The organism is Sunxiuqinia indica (genome assembly GCF_009847015.1).
Lineage (GTDB): Bacteria > Bacteroidota > Bacteroidia > Bacteroidales > Prolixibacteraceae > Sunxiuqinia > Sunxiuqinia indica.
The window spans coordinates 104,143-114,002 of record NZ_WVEM01000015.1 but is presented as its reverse complement, the minus strand read 5'-3'; the positions used below and the strand labels follow the sequence as shown (position 1 = coordinate 114,002).

Here is a 9,860-nt window from a genome sequence, read left to right as displayed (position 1 = left end):
TTAATTCGCAATTCTTCCTTATCTTTCTACTTTTTCAATATTTTCAATGAACTATTTGTGGCAAAAAATAACCGCAACTCATCACCGCGGCTTCTGTGTACTTCTTGCTGATATGTCGATTTTGAACTCCCTGTCAACCTTCCCGGTGTAAACCGTTTCAATCGTTCGGGGCGGCAAAGTTAGAAAGCTTTTTTATTTCTGCAAAATATATAAGCGCTTTTTCTATTCTTTTTTTTGTCGCCGAAAACCAGCTTCTCTGTTACGAAAACAAACCTAAAAAGGTTATAACTGATCCTCTCAAAATGTCGTTGAACGTTGCTCCGAAAAGCGAGTGCAAAGTAAAGCGTTATTTCTGAAACTTCCAAACGTTTTTGAAAAACTATTTTCAGCCTCCGCAATACCCCTCAAACCCCTTTAGAACGCTGCATCCAGAAACATCTGGCTGACCAGTATGTCTCTCAAAGCGGCTGCAAATATAGAGACCTTTTCCGGTCTCACAATACCTTTTGTAATTTATTTTTAACCTTTTTCAGAAGATGCTCCGGTACGCCCTAAAAAACAATCACTTACCAATGCTTAATATTTTGATGCTACTCGACTTGATCAGACAAAACACTTGTTTACCTTCTTCTAAATTCATTCGTTCCATTGATGAGCTGGTAATTTCAACTAAAACCGGGAAGCCAATATTAACCATGCAAAACACCTTTTTGCCTACTCTGTTTATCGAAGTTATTGCCCCTTGTAACTGATTTCTTGTTGAAATAGCATCAACGCGATCTAACGAAAGGCTAATATTTTGTGGAGCAATACTTATTATTAACTGGTCATCGGGGACTAATTGCTCCTCAACATCCACCATTAAATAATTGGAAGAGTAGTCAGAATAATAATAAAAGGCTGTCATTCCATTGACAACATCTATACTTTGTGCTTTCAACCGAACCGAATTTATTTCTTCTTCCTGTTGGAGAATCGGCCCGACAACGGAATCAAAAAGCAAGTCATAATAGTTTCCACTCCCCAGGATTCGTCCATTACTAATAATTATTAATTGGCTGGTGAGCATTAACAGGTCCGCAATATCGTGACTAACTACCCAGATGGGCAAGCGGTATTTTTCATGGATTTTTATGAGATACGGTATTATATTACGTCGCAAGCGTTGATCGAGCGCTGAAAATGGTTCATCCAACATTAACACCTCGGGGGAATTTAATAACATGCGACCAATAGCGATGCGTTGCTTTTCGCCACCAGAACATTGATCCGGCTTCTTATCCAGCAAGTGATCGATTTCCAGAAGGTCAACCACTTCTTTCAAACTAATGGAAGAATCGGAGTCGTGACCATACAATAAGTTCTTTCGTACAGTCATGTGCGGAAACAGTCGCCCTTCCTGAAAAACCAGTCCTACTTTTCGTTTTCGGGCAGGCACCTTTATTTTGCACGACCGATTATAAAACTCGTGCCCACGAATAATAATCTGCCCGTCGTCTGGAAATTCAATGCCAGCCAATATTTTTAGCAGCGAAGATTTGCCCGAACCAGATGGGCCAAATATGCCGACTATTCCTTCGGGAATAAAATCTTTCATCTGTAGCAGAAAGTTTCCGCGCCTGTATTTTATATCGACATAAACAGGCCTACTCATACTTTAACTGATTTTTGATAGCGACGATTAACCAACTCCGAAGCCAGCATGGCAATAAATGAGATCACAATAGAAATAAGCATCAGGCGAAATGCCTCACCTTCCTTTCCCGGGGTTTGCATGGCCGAAAACAAAGCCAATGGGATGGTTCGCGTTTCGCCAAAAATATTGCCGGCAAAGGTGATGGTTGCGCCAAACTCTCCCAAGCTACGGGTAAAGCTCAGCAGAAAGCCACTTAATATTCCCGGGAAAGCCAAAGGAACGGTGATCGTAAAAAAAACTTTAACGCGCCCTGCTCCTAAAATTTCTGCGGCATCTTCCAAGCGCTCATCCACCATTTCGATGGCCTGCTTAACAGCCCGAACAGCCAATGGGAACGACACAATAATAGAAGCAATAACGGCCGCGGTAAAACTAAAGGCTATTTTGATTCCGAAATATTCGTTTAAGAATTCGCCCAAGAAGCCGTGAGCACCAAATACCAAAAGCAACACGTAACCAGTGGTAACCGGTGGCATTACCATGGGAACATGCAAGAATGCCTCAACAAAAGCTTTTAATTTGAAATCCTTTCGAGCCAGAATCCATCCAAAAACAACGGCAAAAGGCAATGAAATAAAAGCGCAGAGTAACGACACCCTGACTGAAATTGCCAAAGCTGACCACTCTGCGTTTGTTAATCCTATGGATAATAATTCAGTCAATCGATAATAAATGAATAATTGGTTAACACGTTCTCTGTTTCTGCGGAATAAAGATAATCGTAAAATTGCTTCGCCAAATCTTTATCCGAAATTAGTGCTCGAAAGTATTCCACTGGTTTGTGTGTTTCCTCAGGAAAGGTATAAATCACTTTCACCTTTTTCGATTGCAGGGCATCAGTTTTATAGACCACGCCAAAATCAGCTTCTTCCAATTCAACCATCATTAAAGCGGAACGAACATTCTGGCTTTGCAAATAACGATCGTCGATATTGAGCTGGTAATAATCGAAAACCTGAATGGCATATTTACCAGCCGGCACAAAGCCCGGATCTCCAATTGCAATTTTACTCTCGGAATTCGTCAATAATGAGTCTACCTTTTCAAATCGGAAGTCCTTGTTCTGTGGTGAAATCAAAACCAAATCGTTTTTTGCAAAAACAGCTGTTTCCTTTGTCTTCTGATTGTCCACCAAAAAGTCCATCCAGTTTTTATTTGCCGAAAGATACACGTCGGCTTCAGCTCCCTGGTCAATCTGGCGAGCTAAAGTCCCCGATGCGGCTAAATTCAGTTTTACAGTTACATCGTACTCCTGCTCAAAATTTTCAGCAATGTCGGTAATGACATCAGTTAAGCTTGCTGCAGCAAATACCCTTAACTCCCTTTCATTCGATTTTTTCACCCCGGAACATGAAATAAAAAACGCCACTACTACGAATATGGACACATTTTTTTTCATGGCTCTAAAATTAACAGGATTCTTCCAAAACACCTATGCTTTTGTCAATCCAGTTTTTTAAATCCTCAACGAATTTGATCATCCGGTCGATTTCTTCGTCGGTAGGCTCCTTCATTTCGAGTACCTCTAACGAACAGAAATTCATGAATCTGTTAAAGAACCGACTTTCATCAGTGAAATATTCAGGCACCTCATATTTCTTCTTAATCATGCGTAACATGCTCGAGATGCTTGAGTGTTCGGGCAAATCGTTGTCTTTGGCAATAACGGCTGTTAAAAAACCTTCTAACGAAAGACCAACCATGTTGTAATAAACCAGATTTCCAAATGGCCGATTTTTCCTTCGTGCGCCTACTATGGTTTTATAGTACGCCGCTGCCTCTTCATAATAACCAATCCAAGTTTCCATAATTCTATTTTTTTTATTTTTCTGTGTATGATTTTCCTAATTCAAAGCTTGATAAAAGCGAATACCCGTTATTTATTTTTGAATAACGACCTCTAAAAAAAAGGCTCCAGATTCTGGTTCATCTCAACTATAAATTGATTAAACTGCTTTTGAGCTTTATTGAACACGCGAACAATTTGTAGTGCCTCTTCAGTTAGTTCAGCAAAACCGCCTCCAATGCCGCCTCTGCCTGAGACAATCATTTTCTTTCCGGCAGCACAATTCAGTCTTTCTATTTCATTGTATATTTTTGAATATGATGTTCCCAAATCTTGCGCTGTCCCCGATATTGATCCGGTACTTTTGATAGAGCAGAGAATTTGCATCCAAAAGTAGCATTTCACTCCCTGGTCATTCATGTCAAACCAAACGGCACCGTCGATCAAATTCCTTTTCATTTCTGTTCGTTTATTGAATACGAATTTAAAAGCATCAATGCATCTTCGTAATCCAGGGCTTTTTTTGCTTTATGGGCAATTTCCTTCATCCGGAACATGATATCCTGCAACTGCTCTTTCGAGATCAAAATTCCCTTCGACTTCAAAAAGTGGTTTAATCCACCGCTGCCGGAATGCTTTCCGAAAACCAATTCGGTTTCGCGACCAAAATCAGCTGGACTAAAAGCCTGGTAACTCAATTCGTTTCGAACCAAACTGCGGCAGTGAATACCCGATTCGTGACGGCAAATCATTTCGCCAACGATGGGCTTCGATTCGGGCAATTTGCGGAGCGACAATTCTGAAACCGTTTTGCACAGTTCCTGCAATTTATCGAGCTGAATTCCGCAGTCAGATTGAGCTGAAACTTTCATCGCCGCGGCAACTTCTTCTAAACAAGCATTCCCCGCGCGTTCTCCCAGTCCGTTTACAGTTAAACTTGTGGAAGCACATCCGGCAAGAGCAGCTGAAACCGTATTGGCAGTGGCCATTCCCAAATCATTGTGTCCATGAAATTCGAACTCAACACCAGGAAATTCCTGAACTAACCAACTAAACAAGTCCATTGTAGACATTGGGTTCAGGGTACCAACCGTATCGGCAATTCGAATGCGATTCGCTCCTTCGGTTAAACATGCCGTAATAAATTGGTGCAAAAACGCTCGGTTTGCGCGACTGGCATCCTGTGCGCCAACAGCCACAAAATCGAACCGTTCACGAGCAAAAGCCATCATCGGTTTGATGCGATCCATTACCCACTTCCGGTTTTTATCGATTGCTGATTGCTGAATGTCGGAAACCGGAAATGAAATATTCATCCGTCCGGCACCTGTTTTTTCGGCTGCTTCCATATCTTCTTCGGTTGCGCGCCCCCAACAGGTAGATTGAAACCGAAACCCCGCGTTTACAATTTCGCGAATAACCGTTTGCTCGTTCTCCCCCATAATCGGAGTGCCAACCTCCAGTTCCTTCACCCCCGCTTCGTCGAGTAAAGCGGCAATTTTCAGTTTTTCATCAAAGCTGAAAACCACTCCGGGGGCTTGTTCGCCGTCCCGGAGGGTTGTGTCAATTATATGGAGTGATCTAGCGGTCATTTAATCTGCAATCAAATATTCCTCTACTGATTCTCCTTCTTCCAGCGCATCTAAAATTTCATCGATGCGCTCTTCAGTAATTCCACCATACCATAAGTTTGATGGCTGGATAACCATAACTGGTCCTTGAGAGCAGACATTTAAGCACGCAGTTGATGAAATGGCTGCGTCAATTCCACGGTCGTTACATTCTTCCATGATGTATGGAATAAAATCAGAAGCGCCGGTTTTGTTACAAAACCCTTTGGCGTCGCCTGCCACCCGGTACGAGTTGCAAACTAAAATGTGATATTCAGGTTTTTTCATACGATTAAAATTGTTTATTTATAAAGTATCATATGGAACTCGCACTTTAATCGCTACCTTTTGTGTTTTGACTAAACGTGCTCGTTTCATTGTTGAAAATATTAAAAGGTTGATTTATTTATTCTTGTCCCGAACTCGTTTCAGGATCTCTTTCTATTTAAGGCGGGTTAACAGTGCTGACAGATCGCGAAACAACTTCGGAATGACTTGATCAGCCAAGATTGATCAACCGCAGCCGGTTCCTGCTCCCGAGCATTCGGCACCACAGCGGAAAACATCTGCTTTCTTAACCGTCTTCAGGCTTTTACCTTTGTAGATTGCGTCCAGACCATCGTCGATCAGCCCGGTCATTTCTACAATTTTAATTCCTGAACGACCAATAATCGATGATGGAGAGGGTCCAATTCCTCCCACTAACAGGGCACGACAGTCGTCAATGCTTTTGCCCAGCTCTTCCCAGCGGTTTTTACCGGTCCCTGATGGTGGCGTACGACGCTCTTCAACCAAACGGTAACCCGAAGGTGTTTCTTTGTATATATATAAGGAGTCGGCTTCGCCTAAGTGCTGATTAACCAGCATACCTTCGTTACTGGCTACAGCAACATATTTCCTGGTTTCATCAACTTCAACCGACATTTTTGCTACGTCGCTCAGCAATTTTTTTGCTTCCGGGTCATCCTGACCAAGCAGCCCAACCGCGTCTGCACGACAGCGGGCACAGTGTGTCATTGGCTTGATGTGTTGCGCGATTTTAGCACGTACTTCGCGCATGGTAATCGCTGATGGCTCTTCCAAATCTTCGAATGGCGTATCGGCAACCGGATAAAGAGGAATCGCATTCATCAGATCGGCTCCCAGTTCTTTCGCTTCCTTAGCAATATCACCAACCAGGTGGTCGTTGACTCCCGGCACAACGATGGTATTTATTTTAACCGTAATACCATACATTTTCAGCATTCTAATTGCTTCCAACTGTTTTTCCAACAACACTTTTGCCGCTTCTTTACCAACATATCCGCGCTTGTCTAATCTCACCCAGCTATAAATATCTTTGGTTACGTCAGCGTCCAAGGCATTCATGGTAATGGTAACGTGGCTTACTTCAAGCTCAGCCAACTCATCAACATACGGAGCTACATTCAACCCGTTTGACGAAAGGCATAAAATCATTTCGGGAAACTCTTTACGAATCAAACGTAAAGTAGTCATGGTCTCTACCGGATTCGCAAACGGATCGCCGGGACCGGCAATCCCAACCACTGAAAGATGAGGCATTTTCTCCTTCAACTTTATCAGGTAAGTTAATGCTTGCTCGGGTGACAAAACTTTACTGGTTACTCCCGGACGGCTTTCGTTAACACAATCATTATCCCTTTTGCAATAATTACATTGAATGTTACATTTGGGAGCCACAGGCAAATGAACCCGGGCATATTTTCCTTTCGCGTCTTTGCTAAAACATGGATGTTTTTCAATATCAATCATAGCTTTCAATTTTTTAGTTTCAAGTGCCGAGTTTCAAATTTTTCTGAATTATCACTCCTGACTCAATACTCGGTTACATATATTTATAGCCGACCGGAGAATGGTCTTGTTTATATTCTATTAAAGCGTTTACAACTTTGTCGAACAGTTCCTGAGTGCCCGAATAGCCAACATGCTTAATACGCTGTCCGCCGATACGGTCGTGAATTGGAAATCCGCATCGAATAATTGGTACGTTCAGTTCGCGGGCGATGTAGTAGGCTTTACTGTTTCCCACAAAAAGGTCGGGTTTGTTTTCCTGGCACCACTCATGAATATTTTCGTAGTCGAAATGATTTTTAGCCAGAATCTTTTCTCCCCGCTCGGGGCAATACTTGCGAATTTCAGATTCCAACTTTCCACTCTCGCCGCCAGTAGCAGCAAGCACTACTTTTATTCCGATCTCATCAAGAAAAGTCGTCATCGCAATTACAAAATCTTCTTCGCCATAAACCACTGCTTTCTTTCCGAAAATATATTTGTGCCCATCAGCATAAGAATCGATCAAACGACCACGCTCACGTTTGTAGCGGGTAGGCATTTCCTTTCCCGAAATTTTCTCCAGAGCATTAAAAAATGTATCGCTTAACTTCACTCCTATTGGCATCGGCATTTGGTGATTTTCAACCCCAAATTCATTTTCGAGGTATGAGGCCGCCGTCGATGACAAGCTCTTACTTCTGACCCGACCAGAGAGTGATCCTTGGTTGATAATTGTACCAAACTCAATAGAGGCTGCTGCTGAACCACAGGTTTCAATTTCGCTAATTGGAGTACCACCTTCAGGAATTCGCTTGTAGCTTTCCCAAATTGGGTTGTCAAGCGTGTCCGAATAATCGGGAAGCATCACATAATCAAGACCAAAATCACTCAAAATATACTTTAGCTGACGTAAATCTTCGGTAGAAACAAAACCAGGGAACAGGTTCACATGCTTGCCTTTCGCGCCTGCTTTGGCAAAGGTTTTTACTGCGGAAGCAACCGCTTCATGAAATCCGTCCATGTGTGATCCCTGGTAGCTCGGGGTAGATGCAGTCACGATGTGAGGTAAATTTTCATGCTTATTATCTTCCTTGTAATTGTGCATGTATAAATTAACATCGTCGCCAATTGTTTCTGAGAGACAAGTGGTGCACATGGCAACCACTTCGGGGTTGTACTGGCCAATTACATTGTTGAGCGCCGTGTAGCAATTGGCACCGCCACCAAACACGGTTGCTTCTTCGGTGAAGTTTGACGAAGCAATATCAACCGGTTCTTTGTAATGGCTGATCAGGTAGCGACGAATGTAGGTCGCGCAGCCTTGCCCGCCATGAATGATGGGGACACATCCGCGAATTCCTTTGAAAGCGATGCTGGCACCTAGTGGAGCACAGAGCTTACAGGCATTCCGCGTGGCTGTATAGTCTTTTGTAGATTTTAATATGGGTGCATTTTCAAACATATTCTTCAATTTTTTTTGAGTTACGAGTCGAAAGTTTCGGGTTACAACTACCGCTTCACCGGCCTTCGTTTTCCCTTTTCCGCCTTTCTACTTCATGAATTGCCAAACCGGACTGCAAACCGAAGCGTGTACTTCCTTTGCAAAGTTCAGCATGCCATCATATCCCGCGAGAGCTTCTTTACGTTCGTGGTTGTGATCGCAAAAACCTAATCCCAATTTGTAAGCAATTGGTCTTTCTTTCACTCCACCGATGAATAAATCAGCACCGGTTTGTTTCACGAATTCTGAGAGTTCATTTGGATTGGAATCATCAACGATGATTGTTCCTTCATCGCACAAGTCTTTCAATAAATCATAATCGTCCTGATTACCTGTTTGTGAGCCAACCACAACAGCTTTCATTCCGATTAAGCGAAGTGCTTTTACCAGAGAAATAGCTTTGAAAGCGCCGCCAACATAAATGGCTGCTTTCTTGCCCTCCAGATCCTGACGATACTTTTGTAAGGCAGGCAGCAATTGGCTGAGTTCCTCTTTGACCAGCTTCCGGGCTTTTTCCATCATTTCGTCCGACTTGAAGAACTTGGCCACTTCGTAAAGGGCGTCCGACATATCTTCAATCCCGAAATAGGAAACTTTCATAAACGGAATGGCGTATTTCTCTTTCATCTCTTTTGCCAGACCAATCATTGATCCTGAACATTGCACCACATTTAACTGGGCCGTGTGCGCTTTGCGAACATCATCTATCCGGCCGTCACCAGTCATGCAGGCAACCATGTTCACTCCCATTTTTTTGTAATATTCTGATAACATCCAGAGTTCTCCAGCCAAGTTAAAATCTCCGAGAATGTTAATACTGTGTTCCGGTGCTTTATAGGTCGTATCGGTACCCATTAATTTTACTAAAGCATCGCAGGCTACTTTATAGCCATCTTTTTTACTTCCTGCGAAACCTGCTGCCATTACCGGAATAACATCGATGCCTTTTTCGCGTGTAACCCGCCTACACACAGCTTCAACATCGTCGCCAATTACTCCGACTATACAGGTTCCATAAACAAAAGCGCCTTTGGGTTTGTATTGATCAATCAAACTAACCAAGGCGTTATACAGTCGTTCTTCGCCACCAAAAACGACTTCTTTTTCTTTTAAATCCGTGGTAAAACTCAACCGGTGAAGTTGTGGTCCGGAAGAAAGAGAACCACGAATATCCCAAGTGTAAGCAGCACAACCAACCGGGCCATGAATTAAATGCAAGGCGTCGGCAATGGGGTACAACACAACACGTGATCCGCAGAATACACATGCCCGCTGACTGACCGATCCGGCCACACTGGCTTTACCACAAGCGATTTTCGTATCGCTATTCCCTTTGGTGAGAATTTGGTTTTGCCTGTCTTTTATAAATGTATTCATACGTTTAATTTTTTGAAGAAAAGGGGGCTGCGGGTAGCCCCCTTTCTTATTTGACATTATGAAGAACATGTTTAGAGGGATGTCTCCCTGAAGATC

At 42.9% G+C, this 9,860-nt stretch carries 10 protein-coding genes; all 10 read right to left on the bottom strand.

Annotated features, from left to right (window positions below):
- Nucleotides 1-562: 562 nt before the first annotated feature.
- Nucleotides 563-1,654, bottom strand: a complete 1,092-nt coding sequence (modC, locus tag GR929_RS18510) for a molybdenum ABC transporter ATP-binding protein (RefSeq protein WP_159522635.1) — start codon at nt 1,652-1,654, stop codon at nt 563-565.
- On the bottom strand, nt 1,651-2,358 hold the full coding sequence (gene modB / locus GR929_RS18505; protein WP_262886061.1) for a molybdate ABC transporter permease subunit: 708 nt from the start codon (nt 2,356-2,358) through the stop codon (nt 1,651-1,653). The genes modC and modB overlap by 4 nt, the downstream gene beginning before the upstream one ends.
- Nucleotides 2,355-3,095, bottom strand: a complete 741-nt coding sequence (gene modA, locus GR929_RS18500) for a molybdate ABC transporter substrate-binding protein (RefSeq protein WP_159522633.1) — start codon at nt 3,093-3,095, stop codon at nt 2,355-2,357. The genes modB and modA overlap by 4 nt, the downstream gene beginning before the upstream one ends.
- Before the next feature lie 10 nt (nt 3,096-3,105).
- Nucleotides 3,106-3,504, bottom strand: coding sequence for a hypothetical protein (locus GR929_RS18495; RefSeq protein ID WP_159522631.1), 399 nt, complete (start codon nt 3,502-3,504; stop codon nt 3,106-3,108).
- Between the two features lie 92 nt (nt 3,505-3,596).
- Nucleotides 3,597-3,941: a LysR family transcriptional regulator gene (locus GR929_RS18490; protein ID WP_159522629.1), complete on the bottom strand. Its 345-nt coding sequence runs from the start codon at nt 3,939-3,941 to the stop codon at nt 3,597-3,599.
- Entirely contained in the window at nt 3,938-5,074 is a 1,137-nt protein-coding gene (locus GR929_RS18485) for a homocitrate synthase/isopropylmalate synthase family protein (RefSeq protein ID WP_159522627.1), read from the bottom strand. Before GR929_RS18485 ends, GR929_RS18490 begins: the two co-directional genes overlap by 4 nt.
- Nucleotides 5,075-5,380: a (2Fe-2S) ferredoxin domain-containing protein gene (locus GR929_RS18480; RefSeq protein ID WP_159522625.1), complete on the bottom strand. Its 306-nt coding sequence runs from the start codon at nt 5,378-5,380 to the stop codon at nt 5,075-5,077. It abuts the gene before it with no gap.
- A 225-nt stretch (nt 5,381-5,605) separates the two neighbouring features.
- Nucleotides 5,606-6,865, bottom strand: coding sequence for a nitrogenase cofactor biosynthesis protein NifB (gene nifB / locus GR929_RS18475; protein ID WP_159522623.1), 1,260 nt, complete (start codon nt 6,863-6,865; stop codon nt 5,606-5,608).
- A 73-nt stretch (nt 6,866-6,938) separates the two neighbouring features.
- Complete coding sequence (locus GR929_RS18470) at nt 6,939-8,348, bottom strand: nitrogenase component 1 (RefSeq protein WP_159522621.1); 1,410 nt, start codon at nt 8,346-8,348, stop codon at nt 6,939-6,941.
- 87 nt (nt 8,349-8,435) lie between these two features.
- Nucleotides 8,436-9,764: a nitrogenase iron-molybdenum cofactor biosynthesis protein NifE gene (nifE, locus tag GR929_RS18465; RefSeq protein WP_159522619.1), complete on the bottom strand. Its 1,329-nt coding sequence runs from the start codon at nt 9,762-9,764 to the stop codon at nt 8,436-8,438.
- Nucleotides 9,765-9,860: the final 96 nt, after the last annotated feature.

Bases quoted from the DNA above. Each gene is read 5' to 3' on its own strand.
- modC (WP_159522635.1), bottom strand. From the start codon at position 1,654: ATGAGTAGGCCTGTTTATGTCGATATAAAATACAGGCGCGGAAACTTT.
- modA (WP_159522633.1), bottom strand. From the start codon at position 3,095: ATGAAAAAAAATGTGTCCATATTCGTAGTAGTGGCGTTTTTTATTTCA.
- GR929_RS18495 (WP_159522631.1), bottom strand. From the start codon at position 3,504: ATGGAAACTTGGATTGGTTATTATGAAGAGGCAGCGGCGTACTATAAA.
- GR929_RS18490 (WP_159522629.1), bottom strand. From the start codon at position 3,941: ATGAAAAGGAATTTGATCGACGGTGCCGTTTGGTTTGACATGAATGAC.
- GR929_RS18485 (WP_159522627.1), bottom strand. From the start codon at position 5,074: ATGACCGCTAGATCACTCCATATAATTGACACAACCCTCCGGGACGGC.
- GR929_RS18480 (WP_159522625.1), bottom strand. From the start codon at position 5,380: ATGAAAAAACCTGAATATCACATTTTAGTTTGCAACTCGTACCGGGTG.
- nifB (WP_159522623.1), bottom strand. From the start codon at position 6,865: ATGATTGATATTGAAAAACATCCATGTTTTAGCAAAGACGCGAAAGGA.
- GR929_RS18470 (WP_159522621.1), bottom strand. From the start codon at position 8,348: ATGTTTGAAAATGCACCCATATTAAAATCTACAAAAGACTATACAGCC.
- nifE (WP_159522619.1), bottom strand. From the start codon at position 9,764: ATGAATACATTTATAAAAGACAGGCAAAACCAAATTCTCACCAAAGGG.